The organism is Sorangium sp. So ce834 (genome assembly GCF_051521425.1).
In the GTDB taxonomy this organism is placed as follows: Bacteria; Myxococcota_A; Polyangia; order Polyangiales; family Polyangiaceae; genus Sorangium; species Sorangium cellulosum_D.
Map to the genome: position 1 here is coordinate 13,205,224 of NZ_CP150351.1, position 20,119 is coordinate 13,225,342.

The following is a 20,119-nucleotide window of genomic DNA, read 5'->3' on the forward strand; positions in this document are numbered from 1 at the left end:
GAAGCGGGTCGCCGAAATGAGCTCTTCACCTCCGGAACGGGCAGCATCAGCGTCGGGCGCGCGGAGGTCGCTGCATTCGCCGGAGCTGATGGAGCCAGCGGGGCCCGCCTCCGCGGGGCAGCTGCTCATCGGAGGGAGCCGAGCCGTCGCGCCGGTGTCGCGCCACCGCGGCCCGCGCGCTGAGGAGGCCTACTGGCGCGCGCGCGTGGACGAGCGCCGCGCCGCCGGCGACGCGCAAGGAGAGCGCGAGGCGGCCCTCGCCCTCGCGAGGATCCTCGCCGCGCGCGGCGTCGAGCTCGACCGGGCGGCGGCGCTGGCCCGGAGGGCGCTCTCGCTGGGCGACGACGCCGCGATGAGGAGCGAGCTGGCCGGCTGGCTGGCCGGGCTGGGCGAGCCGGCCCTGGCCGCAGCGGCGCTGCGCGGCCTCCGCGACGACGCGCAGCCGCCCGGCGCGACGGCGCGGATGCTGGTCAAGATCGCCGTGCTCCTGGCGCGCGCCAGCGACGTCGCGGGCGCGGTCGACGCGCTCGAAGAGGCGAGCGAGCTGGCCCCGGACGACGCGATGGCGAGCGAGCTGCTCGGCACGATCGCCGCGTGGGCGTCGGAGGAGGTGTTCCCCACCGCCGCGGCGAAGGCGTACCTGGAGGCGGCCAAGCGGCGCGAGGCCGCGCGCGAGCGGGAGGCGGCGTTCGAGGACCGCCTGCGCGCCTTCGAGATCGCCCCCCACGACGACACGGCGGCCAAGGCCATGGCCGCCGCGCTGTTCGTGCGCAGCCGGCACGGCGCCGCCGACGAGGTGCTCCGGGCGCACGCCGAAGCGCTCGCGGCGCGGGCGTCCGGCGGCGAGGGCGAGGCCGCGCTGCAGCGCGCGACGGAGGTCCACGGCCACCGGCTCAAGGGCGCGACGAGCGAGGGCGACTGGGCGCGCGCGGTCGGCTGCGTGCTCGACGCCGGCCTCGACGGAGAGGTCGACGGCGACGCCGCCCGCGCGATCGACGAGGTGCTCGAGCAGGCAGGGCTCTACGAGCTCGTGGCCGCGCGGCTCGAGATCAGGGCCGAGCAGCGGGCCGGGGCGCCGAGGGCCGAGGCGTACGCGGCGCTCGCGCGGCTCTACGCCGGCCCGCTCGCGAGCCCCGATCGCGCCGTCGAGGCCTGGATCGAGGCCGCGGCGAGCGACTCCAGCGACGCGGCGGCGCGCTCCGCGCTCCGCGAGCACGCGGCGACCCTGCACGACATGGCGCCCCTCGTCGAGGCGCTCATCCGCATCGGCGAGGGCTCGGACGCGAGGGCGAGGGACGACGCGGCGGCGCGCATCGACGCGCTCTCGGAGCTCGCGCGCCTCGCGGAGGAGAAGATCGGCGACCCCGGCCTCGCGCGGTGGGCGTTCGAGGCGCTGAAGCGCGTCGGCGGCGACCCCGAGCGCGCCGCGGCGGGGCTCCAGCGGATCGCGGAGCGGCTCAAGGCGCAGGACGAGGCGCTCGCCGCGGCGCAGCGCGCGCTCCGCGGCGCGGACACGGCCGAGGGGCGGATCGACGCGCTCCGCCGGCTCGTCGTGATCTACCGCGGCCGCCCGGACGAGCGCGCCGCCTACGAGGAGGCGCTCGTGGGGCTCGCGCGGGCGCTGCCGACCGACCGCGGCTGCCTCCTGGCGCTCGATCGGCTGAGCCGGCGGACCGGGGGCGGCGCCGCGCTCGACGCCCTGCTGCGCGCGCGGCTGGCCGAGGCGGCGCGGCCGCCGTCCTCGGAGGGCGACGGCGTGCGCTCGGTGAGGTCCGAGGCGATCCGCGCGTCCGCGCTGACGCGGGTCGACCTGGTGCGCGCCCGGCTCCTCCTGTCGGCGATCGCCCGGCGGCAGGGCCAGGACGCCCGCGCGCTCGACGAGGTGTCGCCGCTGCTCGGCGAGGCGCCGGGGCACCGCGGCGCCGCCAGCGCTGCGCTCGTGCTGGCCACGCGGGCCGGGCGCCTGCGGGAGCGCGCCGACGCGATCGTGCAGCTCGCCGCGCCGGTCTGGCCAGCGCTGCGCGCGGTGCTGCTCGCGGTCGCCGCGGCGCTCTACGAGCGGGAGCGCGCCGCGGCGCTCGCGCGCGAGGTCGCGGTGCTCGCCTGCGAGGCCGATCCGTCGAGCACGCGCGCCGTGGCCACGCTCGCGTCGATCCTCACGGCGGAGCTCTCCGCCGCCGCCGAGGCGGGCGAGGCGCCGCCGTTCGAGGTCGACCGCGCGGTCGCCGCCGCGATCGAGCGCTCCATCACCACGGTGTTCCCGCGCGGCGCGCTCTGCGACGGCCTCGCGAGGGCGCTGGAGGCGCTCGGAGAGCTGCCGCTCGCGCTCGCGTGGACCCAGCGGTGGCTCGCGCTCCGGCCCGGGTCCCCCCAGGCGACCACGGAGCTCATCCGCCGCGCCGCGGTCGCCGGCGACGCGGCCCGGCTCTCGGACGCGCTCGCGTGGATCCTGGCGCAGCCGAAGCCGCTCGGCGAGATGGCGGCCCCGCTGGCGAGCGCGCTGCACGCACTCTACGACCTCGACCCCGAGCGCGGCACGGCGCTCGCGCGCCGATCGCTCGACGTCTTCGGCCCGCAGAACCCGCTCCTGCGCGAGCGGCTCTTGGAGCTCGCGCGCCGCGCCGGCGATCCGCACCTCGCCGTGACCGTGCTCGAGCGGTGGCTGGCCGTGGAGATGACGGCGTCGCACGCCGCGGAGCTCATGTTCATGCTCGCCGACTGTCGCCTCGACGGCGGCGACCCCGACGGGGCGGCGCAGGAGCTCGCGCGCGCCGCCGCGGCGGAGACCGACCCCCAGGAGGTCCTCGCGCGGGTGCAGCGCATCGAAACATCGCCGCTCGGCAAGGGGCTGAGCTCCGACGGCGCCATCGCGCTGGCCGACGCGAAGGCCCGGGCGTTCACCGCGCAGGGCGGCGACGCCGCGGAGGAGGCGGCGGCCGCGTGGCGCGAGCTCGGGAGCCTGCTCTGGGACCTGGCGGAGGATCATCGCGGCGCCGAGTCCGCCTTGTTCCGGGCGAGCGAGATCGCGCCGAGCGGCGGGACCGAGCGCTACGCGCGCGACATGTGCGAGTTCGCGGGCGTCGAGGCCGCGCTCGACGCGATCGTCGCCCGGGCCGCCCAGGCGCGGGGCGACGGGGGAGCGCAGCCCGCCGCGGAGGAGAGCAGGTGGTCGGGCGACGTCGGACCCGAGCGGCGCCGGCGCGCCAACCTGCTGATCGAGGCCGCCAACCTCGCGCACGAGCACGGCTTGCCCGAGCGGGCGCTCGCCGCGGCGGCGAGCGCGATCGAGCTGGATCCGCTCCGCGCCGACGCCGTCGCGCTCGTCGAGAAGTCGGCGGACGCCGACGGCGGCGTCGACGTCCTCGACAAGACCTACCGGCTGCTCGCCGACGCGGCCCTGGGCTGCTACGGCCGCCGCGCCGCCCATTACCGCGCCGCGCGGCAGCTCGAGCGGCGCGGCGCCTTCGAGCTCGCGCTCTCGCACGCCGTGGCCAGCTTCGAGGCGGTCCCCACCGAGGGCACGTCGTACGTGCTGCTCGCGCGGCTCGCCGAGCACGCCGGCGAGCCCTCGGAGGCCGTGCGCGCGCTCGAGCGGGTGGCGGCGACCGCCGATCCGGCGTCGCGCAACGCGTGGCTGAAGCGCGCCGCGGCCCTCACCGGCCGCACGGAGGAGGGCCTCCGGCTGCGCCTCGACATCCTGCTCCGCGCGATGATCGTGCGCCCGGATCCGGCGATCGTCGAGGACGTGGGCGCGGCGATCCGCGACCTCGTCGCGTCCACCGGGCAGCCGGAGGTCGAGGCCATCCGCTTCGACCGCGCGGTCAAGGCCAGCATCGCGAAGCTCGATGGGCCCGACGGCGCTCGCGCGGGGCTCGCGATGGCGCGCATCGCCGTCGAGGTCCTCGACTCCCCCGCGCTCGCGCTCGCCGCGATCGAGCGCGCGATGCTCGCCGACGGCGACGTCGACGAGTTCCAGACGCTGCTCGACATCGTCGGCCAGCTCGCCCGGCAGACCGAGCCGGCGTCGCACCTCATCGCGGCGGTGTACGCCGCCGCGATGCGGCCGCACTCGAGCGTCGGCCCCGGCCTGCTCCGGTGGGCGAGCAAGCTCGCCGGCGCGCTGAACGTGCCGCCGGTCGCGGCGGCGCTGCTCGTGGAGGCGGCCCGCCGCGCGCCCGAGGACGACGTGCTCGCCTACGAGGCGGAGGCGGCGGTCGAGGCCAGCGGCGACGAGGCGCTGAAGCGCGCTCTGGACGACGCCCTGCCGGTCGCGCGGCGCCTCGAGGCGCTGCTGCACCTCGCCGACAAGCACGAGCGCGAGGGCCAGCGCGCCGAGGCCATCGTCGCCCTCGAGCGGGCGCTCGCCGGCGGCCAGCTCCAGGGCGAGGCGCGCGCCGGGATCGTCGCCCAGCTGCGGCGGCTGTACGCGGCCGAGGAGCGCGGCGGCGATCTCGAGGCGCTCCTCCAGACCGAGCTCTCGCGCGTGGACGTGACGGGCGCCGCCCGCCTCGAGATGACGCGCGAGCTCGCCGGCATCCTCGCCGCGGGCGGCGATCTCCACGGCGCGCTGGAGCTCCTCCTCGAGGCCGCGCAGAAGACCCCGTTCGACAAGGCGCACCTCGACGAGCTCATCCGGCTCGCCCGGCGCGGCGACGATCGCCGGCAGCTCTTCGACGTGCTCACGCGCCTCCAGGGCGCCGCCTCCAGCGACGAGGAGCGGCTGCTCGTGCTGCGCGAGCTCGCGCCGCTCGCCCAGGAGCTCGGCGATCGCGGCACCGCGGTGGCGCTCTACGAGGCGATCGCCCGGCTGGACCTCACCGACCTGCACGCCCTCGAGGTCGTCGAGCAGGACGCGAGCGATCGCGGCGATCACGCCGCCGTCGCCGCCCTCCTCGCGCGCCGCATCGAGGCGGCCCCGCTGCCGGACACGCGGCGGGCGCTGCGGCTCCGGCGCGCTGCCCTGCTCGAGCAGCGCCTCGGCCTGCTCGACGAGGCGTGCGCCGAGCTCGAGGCCCTGCTCGCGGCGTCGCCGGACGACGTGAGCGCGCTCCGGTTCCTCGCGGACATCTACGAGCGGCTCGGGACGCCGCTCCGCGCCGCCCCGCTCTGGTGCAGGCTGGGCGATCTCGCGACGACCACCGACGAGCGGGCCGAGTACAACCTCCGCGCGTGCAGCAGCTACCTCGGCGGCGGGGACGTCGAGTCCGCGAAGGACACCCTGGAGAGCGTCGCGCGCATCGCGCCGCGCGAGGCCGTGATCGAGCTCCGCGTCGAGATCGCCCGCCGGGAGGGCGACGGCCACGCGCTCGCCGCGGCGCTCGATCAGCTCGCCAGCGCGTCGCGCGACGCCCCCGAGCGGCGCGCGCAGCTGCTCGTCGAGGCGGCCCGCGCCACCTCGATGCTCGGCGACGACGCCACGGCCCTCGAGCGCGCTCGCCGGGCCATGAAGCTCGCCCCGGACTCGCCCGACGCCGTCCTCGAGGCGCGCCGCATCGAGTATCGCCTGCGCGGGACCGGGACGCCGCGCGACGCGCAGGCCGCGGTCGAGGAGCTCGGCCGCATCGCGCCGCGCCTGCGCCCGGCGCACGTCGATCTGCACGCGTTTCTCCTGGCCGAGACGCTCGACGTCATCCAGGGCCACGGCGCGGGCATGCGCGAGCTGACCCGGCGCCACGCCGAGGTCGGCCCGAGCACGCTGGTCGCGCTCGGCATGGCGGAGCGCCTCGCGCTGAAGCGGAACTTCTCCGCCGCCCTCCCGCTGTTCGAGCGCGCGCTCGGCGGCGATCTCCAGGGCATGCGCGCGCGCGGCCGCGTCGCGCTCGCCGCCGCCGAGACCGCGCAGAACGCCGGCGAGCTCGAGACGGCGGCGCGCCTGCTCGAGGAGGCCGCGGCGGAGCCGGAGACGCGCGCGCTGGCGCTGCGGCGCCAGCTGGAGCTCACGGCTTCCCGGGGCGAGCCCGAGGCCGCCCGCAAGGCCCTCGAAGAGCTCGTCGCGCAGAGCTCGGGGATCGACCGGGCGCGCGCGCTGATGCAGCTCGCGCGCCTGCACGCGTCGAGCGATCCGGACCGCGCAGCGCAGATCCTCTCGCAGGCCACGGTGCTGGCGGGCTCGGATCGCTCGCTCGGGTTGAAGATCGCCGAGCTGAACGCCGAGCTGGCCAGCGAGCGGGCGACCTTGCCGCCCGAGGAGGTCCCTCACGCCTCAGCGGCCCGGGCCGCCGCCCTGGAGCCTGCCCCGGCGGCGCCCGAGGCGCAGCCCGGCGGCCCATCCCCATCGGCCGGCGGCGCCGCGCCCGCGAGCAGCCGCGCGCCGTCGAGCGCCAGCGCGCCCGCGAGCAGCCGCGCGTCGTCGACCGGCGTCGCGCCCGCGAGCAGCCGCGCGCCGTCGAGCGCCAGCGCGCCCGCGAGCAGCCGCGCGCCGTCGAGCGGCGCCGCGCCCGCGAGCAGCCGCGCGCCGTCGAGCGCCAGCGCGCCCGCGAGCAGCCGCGCGCCGTCGAGCGGCGTCGCGCCGGCTTCCGGCAATCCGAACATCGATCTGGTCGAGCTCAACGACCCGCTCGACGAGTCGCTGATCGCCGCCGACGCATCGCAGGCCAGCGCTCCCGCGCTGTCGGACGACGACCTGCTCGAGGGGCCGGCGGTCGCCCCGCCCGCGGGGGCGTCGCCCTCCGGGGCCGCGGAGGGCAACGTCGCGCGCAGCGGCGCCGCCCCGGGCCGCGCCGGCGCGGGCGCGCAGCACGCCTCGCCGCCGGTCTCCGTCCCGGCGTCGCTCCAGCCGCCCTCCTCCGCGACGCGGCTCCTCACGACGTGGCCGCCGTCTGCGGCCGAGAGCTTCGAGGAGGCCTCGCTCTTCCGCGAGCTCGCCGCCGGCTCGTACGAGGCGGGCGAGCGGCTCATGAAGAGCTTCGCCCCGCGCGACGATCGCTCCCGCGAGGCGCTGGCGGTCCGCCGGATGCAGGCCCACCTGCGGCTCGGCGATCGGGGCGCCCTCGAGCGCCTCCAGGCGGCCGCGATCGCCGACAAGAACATGACCTACGCCCGCGCCATCGAGCACGTGCTGCGCGCCTTCGAGGGCGACGAGCCGTCCGACCGGCGCGGCGAGGGCGCCGTCCTGCCCCCGCTCCTCGCCGCGCAGCGCGACGCGCCGGAGCTCGTGAGCGCCCTGCTCTTCCGCGACCTGGAGTCGCCGGTCAACGAGGCGCTCGCGCTCGTCTGGGAGACCGGCCTCTACCGCCGCGACGCGACCCAGTCCGGGCTCGTCGCCTCCGAGCGAGTCCAGCCGACGTCGCCGACCGTGCTCGGGGAGCTCTATGGCGCCGTGGCCGGTCACCTGGGTCTCCTGCGCACCGCGCTCTTCCACCAGCGCGCGCCGTCGCCTGCGCCGCCGTCGCCCGAGGGCCAGGTCATCCGGGTCAACCCGCCGGCCGTGCTCCTGCGCGGCGAGATCCGCGAGGATAGCCCCGAGCTGCGCTACCTGCTCGGCGCTCACCTGGCCGGCGCCATGCCCGACTACGTCCTCGTGAACACCAGCGCCGAGGACGAGCTCCGCACGCTCCTCTCCGCGGTCGTCGCCGCCTTCGGCCCGCTGGAGGCGACCGCGCACAGCACGCGCGGCAACCCGGCCGTGGTGCGGCTGGAGCAGAACCTCTGGCAGCTCATCCCTCCGCGCGCCGAGCGCCGCCTCCGCGAGATCTGCGACAGCGCCAGCAAGATGACCTACGAGGCGGCCGTCAAGACGACCCGCACCGCGATGCGCCGCGCCGGCCTCTTCGCCGCGGGCAACCTCGCCACCGCGGTGCGCGCGACGATCAAGGAGCGCGGCCTCGAGCTCTCGGTCCCGCTCTCCAACCCCGAGGGGCTCGCCGCCGCGTGCGCGGCGCACCCGGAGATCGCCGATCTCGTACGCCTCGCGACGCGGATGGAGTACGCCGAAGCGCGATGGCAGCCCGGTACGGTGCCTTCACTCCGGCGGGTCGACACGGGCAGCTCGCGCTTCCGCGCCGGCACGTAGGCGTCGATGCAGCCGCCGCGCTGCCGCCTTCGACGACATCTCCTCTGCGCTCGACCGCGCGCCCCGCGCCGGCCTGGCCCCTGTTGCACCCCGTCCACCCGAGGTCTCCCGTGTGCACGCCCACGCTTCACCCCGCTGCGACGTTTGCGGCCTGGTCACCTCGGTGCGTCCGTCTCAACGCGACAGCGCTGTCACGGCCTCGCCGCCCGTTGCGCGCCGCCCCGCTGGCAGGAGGCACGCCTCGCGCTGCCCAGCGGACAGCGCGCACGCCTCGCGCTGCCCGGAACGCCGGCGGCGCGTTGGCACGAACATCGCCTTCTCTTTCCAACGTGATTTTTCCCTGCGCCTGCTCGGGTGCGGACCCGTTCGGGCCGCGCGCGTTCCTCTCCTCGGCTCGGCGGCTTCCGGTCGCCAGCGTCCTCTCGGCGCCGCCGCGCGCTCCCACGGCGCCGACACCGCGCGCGCTCGGCGCCGAGCGCGTCGCGCGCTCGGCGAGGAGGGCGCCGTGAGCTCGCGACCCGCCGTGCGCGCCCTGCTGTTCGCCTGCCTGCCGGCCTCGGCGGCGTGCAGCATCCCCCTCGAGGCTGCGGACTCCAGCCCCACCAACGCCTGCGACCGGTCGGTCGAGTGTGGCCCGGGGGCGACCTGCGCGGAGGTCGACGGGCACCGCGCGTGCGTCTCGACCAGCGCGCACCTCGACGGGCTCCTCCTGGAGATCCGGCCGCGCGTCTCGCGCGAGGTGAGCGCCGAGGTCTCTCACCTCCTCGATCTCGACGCCGGCAGCAGCTTCCCCCCGGACGATGCCGGCGGGCAGGTGCATTCCCTCGATCTCACGGTCCCTCCGCCCGTGAGCGTCACGGTCACCTTGCGCCTCGGCGGCTCCTACTGCGGCGACCTCACCGGCGGGGACTTCCCGGTGAAGGCCGAGCTCCGGCGCATCGCGCCCCTGCTGGGCTTGCCCGCCCAGAGCTACGCGGCGGTCTCGGAGCCGAACGGCTCCGACGGCCACCGATTCCGGCTCGCGGTCCCCGCCGGGAGCTATCACCTCTACCTGGTACCGCAGCCGCACAGCCGCTGCCGCGACGACCTCCCCCCGCCCATCTTCCTGCCGAACCAGCAGGTGCCCGAGCCGTGGACGCTCGGCATCAACGCCGAGGCTCCCGCCGTGCTTCAAGGCAGCCTGCAGGTGCCGGCGGGCCTGAGCGTCGACGGGTGGAAGCTCGACGTCGTCGACCCGCTGACCGGCAGCGTCATCTCGCAGGTCGGCGTCCTCGAGCAAGGCGAGCCCAGCCCGCCGGGGACCGCGTCGCGGGTCGAGTTCAGCGTGAAGTTCTACTGGACCGACAAGGAGAAGAGCCCGCTCATCCGCCTGCGACCCAAGGACGGCGAGCCGCGGCCCACGGTTTACTGGGAGCTCGCCGCGGTCGCGCTCCACGGGTCCACGGCGAACCTGACCCTCTCGCTGCTCCAGCTCGACGCGGCGGCGCGCCGCGTGGAGGGCCGGACGCTCGACGCGAACGGCAACCCGGTGCTCTCCGCCGTCCGCATCCAGAGCGCGAACATCGACCAGGCCCCCACCGCCGCCTACAAGCTGGACACCGAGACCGACTCGAGCGGCCTCTTCCGGGCCGACCTCCCGCCCGGCGAGTACGTCGTCTTCGCGCAGCCGATCAACGACACCACCAAGGCGAGGGCCAGGCAGTCGCTCAGGTTCGCCGCCGGCGACGACTGCTACTGCGGCCAGTCGATCCTCATCCCCGAGGCCGGGACGCTGCGCGGCCGCGTCCAGGGGCCCACGGGCGAGTGGATGGACGGCGCGAGCGTGGTCGCGGTCCCCTCCCTCGGCGAGGTCACGAACTACCTCAACCAGGTGCTCAACCCGGAGCCGCCGCTGCCCCGGCAGGCGTCCGGGGTCCTGCGCAACGGCGCGTTCTCCATCGGCGCCGACCCCGGGGAGTTCGACTTCTCGGTCCGGCCGACGCCGGGCTCCGCCTACCCGTGGCTCGTGCTGCCGCGCCTGGTGGTCCCCCCGACCGACGCCGCGGTCATCGACCTGGAGCTCGCCACGTCGTACCCGGCCGTGCTCCAGGGCGTGGTCCGCGACGCGTCGGGCGACCGGCTCGGCGACGCCGCGGTCGTGGCCTGGCTGCCGGTCGAGAGGAAGACCGCGCAGGGGACGGTCACGGGGGTCATCCAGATCGGCGAGACCCGGTCGGAGCCCGACGGCTCCTACGTCCTGCCGCTCCCCCCATCGACGTCCAGGTGAAGTCGGAGCGAAAAAGGGCGGTACCAGCTCAGCGCGGAGCGAGATAGGCTAGCGCCCGTGGCGCAGCCGACGCGCGGTGGGACATCGGAGCCTTCAACAGAGGATGGCCTGACCCTCGCGCCACCTCTGCGCGGCGAATCGGGGCAGCGTACCGACGAGGAGCGCGCGAGCGCGTCCCTTCCGTCGGCGCAGGAGCTCGCGGTCGCGCTGCACGAGGTCTCCAATGCGCTGACGGTGATCGTGGGCTGCATCGAGCGGGCCCAGGCCGAGCACGGCGCTGAGCTGAGCCGCGCGCTCGGCGTCGCCGTGTCGCGGGCGCGCGACGCCCGCCGCCTGATCCGGCGGGCGATCGGCGCGGACGCCGCGGGGCGTCCGGCCGGCGACGGCGAGGTCGCGTCGACGCCGCTGGGCGAGCCGACGCGGCTGCTCGCCGATGTCATCGACGACGCGGTGACCGGGCTCGAGCCCGAGGCGCGCCGCTCGTCGATCGCGCTCCGCGCCGAGATCGATCCCGACGTCGCGCGGGCTTGCGTGAGCAACGGCGCCGCGGTGGTGCAGATCTTGACGAACCTCTTGCTCAACGCGGTCGCGCTCTCGCCGCGCGGCTCTGCCGTGCGCGTGGATGCCAGGCTGGACGGCGCGGCGGTGATCGTCGGGGTCGCGGATCAGGGGCCTGGGGTGCCGCCGTCGCGCCGCGCGACGCTGCTGAGCTCCGGCGTGTCGACGCGTCCGGGTGGGGCGGGCATCGGCCTGCGCCACTCTGCGGCGCTGGCGAGCTCTGCTGGCGGCGCGCTCGCGCTCGTCCCATCGGACGAGGGCGCCCGCTTCGAGCTGCGCTGGCCGATCGAGGGCTCCGCGCCCGCGCCTGCGGGCGGCTCGTCGGGTGACGACGTGGAGGCCAGGGAGGCGGAGGCCGAGGAGGCGCCGTCTGCGCCGCGCAGCACGACGTCGCCGCTTCCCGGCGCGGTCCTCGAGGGCGTGAGGATCCTGGTGGTCGAGGACGACGACGCGGTGGTGGATCTGCTCGACACGGCGCTCACGGCGCGCGGGGCGAGCATCGTCAGCGTCCAGAGCGCGGTGGAGCTCCCGGGCGCGCTCGCGTCCGGCCCGTTCCAGGCGGCGCTGCTCGACATCTCGCCGATCGCGCAGGACGTCCTCGGCACCGTCTCCGCGGTGCGCAGCGCCAACCCCGACGTGCGGCTCGTGGTGATGTCCGGCAGCGCCGTCGCGGCTCCCCTCCCGGCGAACTCCGGGGTGTCGTGGGTGCGCAAGCCGTTCGAGATCCGCGAGATCGTCGACGCGCTCGTCCGCTGACGGGAGCGGCGGCGCGGGGGCCCGCTCAGCGTTCGAAGGGCGGCGCGGGGGGCTCGCTCGCGCAGCGGTCGCGCGCTCGTGCCTCGCCGCGACCGCTGCGGCAGGCTGCTTGCCGAGGCCGCCAGGCCGGCACACCGCGCTGGGCAGCGCGCGGGGCCGCCGTGTGACGACTTCGAGAGGATTAGCTTGACTTCCCTGGCCAGCTGGGTAGGTTCCGTCCCGCGACCCACTCGCGAAGGTGGCGGAATTGGCAGACGCACTAGCTTGAGGTGCTAGCGGGTAACACCGTGGGGGTTCAAGTCCCCCCCTTCGCACTCTGTCTCTCTCTCTACGACGCATCGTTCTCCAATCCTTGTCCGCACCTGGCTGAGCGGATTCCCGTCAGCTGGTGTGCAGTGCCAGCGGTGGCCATCCTGGGTCGCCGGGGGGCTCGGTTTTGGAGATCGCGTCTGAGGCTCGACGGCCTGCCCTGACGCCGCGCCGCTGAGCGTTCGTCTGTGCCCAGCGCGACGCGCGCGAGCAGCACCCGCCGTGTGGGGGAGTGGAGCTCCGGGGGCGTGCGACAGGACCGAACGCCTGTTCTGGGCGAACGTCACGCGAGCGCGCGCGGGGCATGCACGCGTGAGCGAGCTTGGGAGCGCCTCAGGGGTCTTCCGCTCGGTCGCCTCGACGTGTCGTTTCGGCTGCCTGGCTCGGTCCGGTCGTGTTCGGCGTCTTCGTGCGATTGACCAGGAGCGTCGGCAGCCATATCGCCGCGAATCGCAGAGACCTCGCCGCGGGCCGCGCTGCATCGGCGATTCGGCGCGGCTTGCGCGAGAGGGCCACGACTCGTGGGTTGACCTCAGCGTCGGCGACATGTTCGCCACGGTCGATTTCGCCATTTCACCGAGAATCCCGGACGCTCGAGCGGAATGCCTCGCGGAAGAGGCGGCGCGCGATGGATGCGACCGACGCTTGACCGCCGTGCCACGACAGGGTGCCATGGGCGACAAATGAAAGGACGCCGTGCTGGGCAAGCCAGCGCGGCGGCAGCTTTCCTCGATGGCGCGACGTGAGCCACGCGGTATGTGCATCCTTCGAGAGTGCTTGTCGCAGGCTCGGATCACGCCATCTTGCGTCGCGGCGCTGTTGTTTCTTGCTGCAAGCCTGGCTGTCGCCGAGCCAAGCCGCGCCGACCCACCTCGGCCCGACGATGGCGGGCCTCCGGCGAAGGCGGAGGGCAAGCCCGACGTCGATGTCGAGGCGCTGATCCGCGTGGGAGACGTCGCCCGCGACCAGGGAAGATGGGAGCAGGCAGAAGAGGCCTATTACCTCGCGTACAAGCTCGGCGCAGGCGGCAGGGCCCGCTGCGAATGGGGAATGGCGCTGCTCGCCCTCCGGCGGCACGTCGACGCCGCGATGGCCATCGATAGATGCCTGAAGGATCCCGGGGTGGGAACGGCCGCGCAGCGGCGCCGTTACACGGACGGCCTTGAGAGAGCCCGGCGCGAGGTGGGGCAGATCGACTTCGCCTTGAGCCATCCGGGCGCGCTGATGACGATCGGCGGGGAGGTCCGGGGCAGGGACGCGTCGACGTCCGGCTATACGTACGTCGAGCCCGGTACGCACACGATCAAGGCCACGCTCCCCGGCTTCCTCGATGCCGAGCAAACCGTCCAGGTGGAGAAGGGGAAGGCGATCAAGGTCGCGCTCCGGTTCGTTGAGAAGCCCAAGGAGGCCCCGGTGCCCGCTCGGGCCTCGACAAAGCCCGTGACCTCCAAGAAAGCCGTGACCAAGCGCCCGCTCGCGCCGCCGGCCCAACCGGCTCCGCCCGGGTCGTTCGATGGCACGGCGGGCGCGCAGCGGATCTGCGGAATCGGCGTCACCGCGCTCGGCCTCACGGGAGGCCTCGTCGCCTCGGTTCTCGCGGCGCAGTACGCCGAAGAGGCGGAGCGGCGCGCCGCGCGGCTCCTGCGAAACAACGGCAACAGCCGCTCGATCTGCGCATCGCCGTCGCCCGAGAACGCCCTGGCGTGCGCCGAGATCAACGATTTGTACGATGCGCACGAGGTGGCCCGGGACGTCGCGACGGGCTTCTTCATCGGCGCGGGTGTCGTCGCTGCCGCGACGATCGGCTCGTTCATTATCCATGGCGTCGAGCGGCGCCGGCAGCCTGTGCGTGTGGTGCCGATGATCGCCGGCGATCAGGCCGGCGTGTCGTTCAGCGGGGTGTGGTGAGGTGACCTCGATGCCGCTATCCATCCAGCGCACGCGTTCGTGGCGCTCTGTCTTCGCGGAGGCCGTCGTCCTGATGCTGGCCTCCTGCGGCGCGGGCGCCGGCTGCGCGGAGGTCCCCTGCGGGCCTCGCCTGCGCTGTGAGCCGCCGGCCGAGGAGGAGCTGCCCGACAAGGAACCGCCTTGTCCCGACGAACCCCAGGCGGGCCTCGTTGCGAAGGACGAGTGCGGCGTCTTCGTCAGCTCGAGCCTTGGCCACGATCGAAACCCGGGGACGAGCAAAGCTCCTGTCAAGACGATCGCGAGGGCCATCGAGCTCTTGGCCCAGGAGCCCCAGCGGCCTCCGAGGGTTCATGCCTGTAGCGAAAACTTCCCCGAGGCCGTGCGAGTCCGCGGGACCCTGGAGATTTGGGGCGGCTTCGACTGCCATCTCGAGTGGATCCACGATGGCGGCGGGAGCAGCACCGTGATCGAGCCCGGGCCGAACGAAATTCCGCTCATGTTCGAGGCCAATGCCACGGCAAAGGTCTTCGATCTGGAGGCACGGGCGGCGTCGGCCACGGTGCCGGGCGGCTCGTCGATCGCGGCGATCGTGCTGGAGGGCGCTGGGATCACCCTGCACCGTGGCGAGCTGGCCGCGGGCGATGGCGCGCAGGGCCGCGACGGTGCGCCTGGCGATCCGAAGAACGAGCCGGCCGGGGCGGGGCGCCACGGACGGTTCGGGCGGGACGCGTGCGCCGGCGACGTCGTGCCCGGCGGTGACCAGGTGGTGCAGACCGGCTGTGAGCTAGGGGACTCGATCGGGGGGCGAGGCGGGGATGGAACGGTCGACCACGGAGCGCCCGGCGGCGACGGCGAGCTGACGCCGATCCCGAACCCCAGCGGCTTCGGCCTCGGTGGCCAGGGGGCCACCAGCACCGACGACTGCTTGAACGGGCGCACCGGCGCGAACGGTCCTGACGGCGCGCACGGGCTGGGCGCGCGCGGCCTGGGCGCGTTCGGCCCGCGAGGGCACTACCTCGGGGTGAACGGCGGCGACGGCGGCGACGGGCTCCCCGGGCAGGGGGGCGGCGGCGGGGGCGGCACGAGGGCGGGCGCGATGTTTTGCGGCACCCCGCGCAAGGCCGGCGGCGCGGGCGGCGGCTCCGGCGGCTCGGGCGGCTGCGGCGGGCGCGGCGGGCACGGCGGCGGCCATGGGGGCGCGAGCATCGGTCTCGTGATCCTGAACGCGCGCGTGGAGCTCCACGGCACCGGGATCACGGCCGCGCGAGGCGGCGACGGCGGCCATGGCGGCGTCTTCCAGATCGGCGGGGCGCCCGGGCTCGGGGCGCCTGGCGGGCAGGGCTTCGGCGGCTCGCCCTTCGGATGCTCCGGCGGCGACGGCGGCAAAGGGGGCAACGGCGGGCACGGCGGCGGAGGGCAGGGCGGGCCCTCGATCGCCGTCGCCGTGGTAGGTGCCTCGCTCCCGGTGGTGATGGAGGCTGAGCTCAAGGCGGGAACGGGTGGCAAGGGCGGGCTTGGGGCGAACCCGAGCGTCGCTGGGTCCGCTGGCGACGATGGGGTGGCCATCGACGTGGCCGGCTTTCCCCAGTGAGCCGAGGAGGAAAGGATGCAGCGGTCGAAGCTCGTTGGAATCGCGATGGTCGCGCTCGCGGCGGTCTCCTGCGGCGACGACGGGGGCGATCACCCCCCGGTCCCCGTCGATGTCGAGGAGCTGCTCGCTCGAGCCGGGCACAGCAGGAACGATCACAGGTTGGCTTCGGGCCTCCGGCAGCGTGGTCTCCTGTGCAAGGACGACCTCTGGCTCCCCGAGGTCTACTGGCCCCCGCTCGGGCCGCCGCGGCTCGAGCGCATCGTGTTCGTCGCATGGGACATGCCCGCTGGCACGCTCAGAGGCTGGGAGCTCGTGCAGAACGCGTCGGACCGCCGCTACTGGTCCGTGGCGCTGTCCGCCGAGGAGGTGGGCTTCGGTTGCGAGGAGCGCTACACGACGAGCTTCTTTCTCCTGGCGAGCTGGCCGGACAACAACGTTTCTCGAGCGATTGGCCTCGAGCGAGCCGCTCAACTAGCCCTCCAGGAGGACATTTCCTCGGATGACGCTGTACTGGTCAATCATTACACCTTGATCGACGTCGAGAGGGCCAGCGTGCCGGTGCCGGACACGGCGACCTATTACCTGCAGAACCTGTTCACGGGCGCCACATTCAGCATCGACGTTCCTACCGAGGGCGACGGTTCTCCGGATTATGTGACTCAGCTCGAGGTCGATTACGGCGAGCTCGGCCTTGGCGCGATGACCGATGTGGCGACCGGCGTGGTGTACAAGCGCGAGGGCGTGGAGCTGACGAACCATTGCCTTACCGTGACGGACACGACGCTCCCGTAGCGCGCGGTCGAGCGGCTCGACGCGCAGAGGACACCGCCGCGGCCGAGCCGTTCGACGCTCGCGACGTGACCGAGCGCATCTACCGCGGCCCGTGTGCACAGCGCCACGACTGACCGCGCTCGCAGCGAACGGCGGGGCGCGGGCGCTCTCGGCCGCCACCGCGCGGCCTGCTGGCGTTCATCGGCCGGTGACCGGTCCCGCCTGCTTCCCGGAGGACGGCGCGCCTCGGTTCCTGGACGGCGTGCCTCGGTTCCTGGACGGCGTGCCTCGGTTCCTGGACGGCGTGCCTCGGTTCCTGGACGGCGCGCCTCGGTTCCTGGACGGCGCGCCTCGGTTCCTGGACGGCATGCCTCGGTTCCTGGACGGCGTGCCTGCTGTGCTGCTCCCATTCTCACACCGAACCGAGACGCGCCGCTGAGTACCCGATCGAGCGTGTTCGGCGGGATATGCGCACCGCTCAACGTATCCGCACCTCGATCGAATCTATCGCGCACGCCGAGCGGCACGCTCCCGCGCGCGACCTGTGCTTCATGCGCATCCGCGTCACCATCTCTCCAAGAATGCGCCGCAGGTCCCGCCTCTGCTTTGCCAGCACGACTCCGACGCCGCCCCGTCCGCAGCGGCAGATCGCTCCCGCGCTCAGCCTGGCCCGCGCCCTCCTTGACGCTCGCCCCATCCTCCTCCACCCTCGCATCGGATGTCCCGCGTCCGGCGACCCCACCGTACCCGCAGCGCGATCCTTCGCTGGATCTGCGCCGCGCTCTCGGTGTTCCTCGTCGTCGGCCTCGTCGCTCAGGGGCACACCCTCCAGGCGCTCGGCGTGGCGATCGCGTGCGAGCACCCGATGCTCGAGCCGTCGTCCGCCCATGACGAGGGCGAGAAGGACGCGGCGCCGGACGGCTCGCACCACGACTGTCCGCCCAGCTGCAGCGACTGCGCGTGCGGCCGCATCCCCATGACGCTGTCCCTCCAGGCGGTGCTGCCGTACATCCTCCTCGAGGCCTACGAGATCCCCGCATCGTCGCCCCCGGCCATGCCAGGGCGCTCCCCCTCCTGCCGCCTCGAACGGCCACCCCGACGCCCCCTCGTTTGAGGCGCCCGCGTCAGGCGTCGCATCCACGAGCACGGCCGCCGTCCTCCGGCGCGTGAGCGCCCCCGCGCCACGCCGCCACGGGCTCGGCCCCCTCGCGCGCACCTGACCGGACTCAACCGCGGTTCTTCGCGCGAGCGCTCCACGCGCTCGAGGGCTGCCCGTCCATGCTTCGCTCCTGCGTGCGTCGTCCGTTCGTCGCTTCCTCGATTGCCCTAGGTCTCCTGTTGTCTCTGCTGCTCGCGCCCCCGGCCGTCCCCGCCGCGGAGCCGCCCCTCAGCCGCGCCCGCGTCGCCGACCTCGCCCGCGCAGCGCCGGGCGCGCGCGTGGCCACGGCCGAGGCCGGCGTCGCCCGCGCGGTGACCTCGGCGGCCGGCGTGCTCTCGCTCGAGAACCCCGTGCTCACCGGGATGGGCGGCGTCCGCCTCAACCCCGACGGAAGCAAGCCGCCGGCCGCGTCGGCCTCCCTCGAGTGGCCGATCGAGCTCGGCGGCCAGCGAGGTGAGCGCGTCGCCGCGGCCAGAGCCGAGCAGCGCGCCGCCGAGATCGGCGCCGAAGACGGCCGGCGCCGCGTCCTGCTCGCCGCCCTGCTCCAGCACGCCGTCGTGCTCCGCGACGAGCGGCAGGTGCAGCTCGCCCGCGCGCGCGTCGCCCTCGCAGAGCGGCTCCACGCCGCGGCGGAGCGGCAGCGCAAGGCGGGCGAGGTGCCGGAGGTCGACGTCACCCTGGCGCTGCTCCAGAAAGGGCGCGACGTCGCCGCCGCCAAGGCGGCGGAAGGCACGCGCGACGCCGACAAGGCCGCGCTGCTCGCCCAGCTCGGCCTCGGCTCGCCGGCAGCGCAGGCACTCCCGGTGGAGGGACCCCTCGTGCCTCCCGGCGAGCCGCCGCCGCTCGCGTCGATGCTCGGCGAGGTGGAGCGGCGCCCCGATGTCGGCGCCGCCGAGGCCTCGGTCGACGCCGCCCGCGCCAAGGCCGAGCGAGAGCGCGCGGCCGGGTGGCCGACCGTCAACGTCGTCGCCCAGGTCGAGCACGACGACGGCGCGAACATCGGCATGCTCGGCCTCGCGGTCCCGCTGCCGATCCTCAACGCCAACCGGGCCGGCGCCGCGACGGCCGCCGCCGAGATCGACGTCGCCAGGGCGCACGCCGACGCCGCGCGGGCCGGCGCCGTGGGCCAGATCCACCAGCTCTACGCGCGCTACCGGGCGACGAAGGAGGCCCTCCAGGCCCTCGCGCCGACGGCCGCCCTCATGGAGCGCGCGGCCGCCATCTCGGCGCGCGGGTACGAGCTCGGCGAGAAGGACCTCGCGAGCGTGCTGCTGGTCCGCCGCGAGGTGATCGAGGCCGAGGCGGCGCTGCTCGAGGCCGAGCACGCCCACGCGGCGGCCAAGATCGAGCTCTTCGTCGCGGCGGGGAGGGCCCTCCAATGAGCGCTCCCCAGCGGAAGATCGAGCTGTCGCCGAAGGCGATCGCCGCGGCCCTCGCCGCGGTGCTGGCGCTCCTCGTCGGGGCCGTCGCCCTCACCGTGCTCATCGAGCATCGGCGCCACGGGCACGACCACGAGGCCGGCCACGGAGAGCACGACGGGCACCAGCACGGCGAAGGCGAGCGAGGGCACGCCCACGGCCACGGCGACGAGCACGACGAGGGCAAGGGCCACGCGCACGGCAAGGGCCACGCGCACGGCGACGACGAGGACCACGGCGACGACGAGGAAGCGCACGCCCACGCGGGCGGCAGGCTCGAGCTCTCGCCCGCGATGCGCCAGAACGCGGGGCTGGAGATCCTCGCCGCCGGCCCGGGCAGGGTCGCGGCGACCGTCACGCTCCCCGGCGAGGTGGCGCTCAACGCGGAGGCCATCGCGCACGTCACCCCGCGGGTGCCCGGCACCGCGCGGGAGGTGAAGAAGCAGCTCGGCGACACGGTGAAGCGCGGCGAGGTGCTCGCCGTGCTCGACAGCCGCGAGCTGGCCGAGCTCCAGCGCGAGCTCCTGGCGGCCAAGGAGCGCCTCGACCTCGCCGAGGCGAGCTTCACGCGCCACGAGGCGCTCTGGAAGGAGCGCATCTCGGCCGAAAAGGAGTACCTCTCGGCCAGGCAGGCCGTCGCCGAGGCGCGGATCGAGCACCGGAGCGCCGCCCAGAAGCTCAGCGCCACCGCCGGCGCCGGCGCGGCCAAGGGCACCGGCTACGCGCTGGTCGCCCCGATGGACGGCACCATCATCGAGAAGCACATCGCCATCGGCGAGGTCCTCAAGGAGGACACCCAGGTCTTCGTCATCGCCGACCTGTCCACGATCTGGGTCAACGTCACCGTCTACGCCAAGGATCTCAGCCGCGTGCAGGTCGGCCAGACCGCCTGGGTCAAGGCCGAGGGGATCGACCAGGTCGCGCGAGGATCGGTGGCGTACCTCGGGCAGGTCGTCGACGAGCAGAACCGCTCCGCCGTGGCCCGCGTCGTCCTGCAGAGCCCCGGCGCCGCGTGGCGCCCCGGGCTCTTCGCGACCGCGGACATCGCCGTCGAGGAGGCGGCCGCGCCCGTGGTCGTCTCGGACGAGGCCATCCAGCGGGTCGAGGGCAAGGAGGTCGTCTTCGTCGAGGAGGGCGGCGGCTTCGAGGCCCGCGCGGTGAAGATCGGGCGCCGGGGCACGAGCGCGCCGGGGACCGGGGCCGACGGCGCCGACACGCAGCCCGGCGCTCAGGGCGCCGAGCCGCCGCGCGACGCGGCCGTCGTCGAGATCCTGGCGGGGGTCGCCGCCGGCGAGCGCTACGTCGGCAAGAACAGCTTCATCCTCAAGGCGGAGCTCGGCAAGTCCGAGGCCGGCCACCAGCACTGAGGAGC

General features: G+C 75.0%; 9 protein-coding genes and 1 tRNA gene. All 10 read left to right on the forward strand.

What is annotated here, in order from left to right:
- Positions 1-154: 154 nt before the first annotated feature.
- The 10 genes from WMF20_RS48330 to WMF20_RS48375 all read left to right on the forward strand — a co-directional run bounded on the left by WMF20_RS48330 (position 155) and on the right by WMF20_RS48375 (position 20,114).
- Positions 155-8,011 (forward strand): hypothetical protein, encoded by a 7,857-nt coding sequence (locus tag WMF20_RS48330; RefSeq protein WP_437608669.1) that lies wholly within the window; start codon positions 155-157, stop codon positions 8,009-8,011.
- Positions 8,012-8,516: 505 nt separating this feature from the next.
- Positions 8,517-10,277, forward strand: a complete 1,761-nt coding sequence (locus WMF20_RS48335; RefSeq protein WP_437608671.1) for a carboxypeptidase-like regulatory domain-containing protein — start codon at positions 8,517-8,519, stop codon at positions 10,275-10,277.
- A gap of 57 nt (positions 10,278-10,334) precedes the next feature.
- A complete protein-coding gene (locus WMF20_RS48340; protein WP_437608673.1) occupies positions 10,335-11,591 on the forward strand; it encodes an ATP-binding protein in 1,257 nt (418 codons plus the stop codon).
- 232 nt (positions 11,592-11,823) lie between these two features.
- Positions 11,824-11,905, forward strand: a tRNA-Leu gene (locus WMF20_RS48345).
- Between the two features lie 691 nt (positions 11,906-12,596).
- A complete protein-coding gene (locus tag WMF20_RS48350) occupies positions 12,597-13,808 on the forward strand; it encodes a PEGA domain-containing protein (RefSeq protein WP_437608675.1) in 1,212 nt (403 codons plus the stop codon).
- Positions 13,809-13,818: 10 nt separating this feature from the next.
- Positions 13,819-15,399 (forward strand): hypothetical protein, encoded by a 1,581-nt coding sequence (locus WMF20_RS48355; protein ID WP_437608677.1) that lies wholly within the window; start codon positions 13,819-13,821, stop codon positions 15,397-15,399.
- A 15-nt stretch (positions 15,400-15,414) separates the two neighbouring features.
- Complete coding sequence (locus WMF20_RS48360; RefSeq protein WP_437608679.1) at positions 15,415-16,191, forward strand: hypothetical protein; 777 nt, start codon at positions 15,415-15,417, stop codon at positions 16,189-16,191.
- Positions 16,192-16,888: 697 nt separating this feature from the next.
- Positions 16,889-17,284, forward strand: coding sequence for a hypothetical protein (locus WMF20_RS48365; RefSeq protein ID WP_437608681.1), 396 nt, complete (start codon positions 16,889-16,891; stop codon positions 17,282-17,284).
- 224 nt (positions 17,285-17,508) lie between these two features.
- Positions 17,509-18,711, forward strand: coding sequence for a TolC family protein (locus WMF20_RS48370; protein ID WP_437608683.1), 1,203 nt, complete (start codon positions 17,509-17,511; stop codon positions 18,709-18,711).
- Positions 18,708-20,114 (forward strand): efflux RND transporter periplasmic adaptor subunit, encoded by a 1,407-nt coding sequence (locus WMF20_RS48375; protein ID WP_437608685.1) that lies wholly within the window; start codon positions 18,708-18,710, stop codon positions 20,112-20,114. Before WMF20_RS48370 ends, WMF20_RS48375 begins: the two co-directional genes overlap by 4 nt.
- Positions 20,115-20,119: the final 5 nt, after the last annotated feature.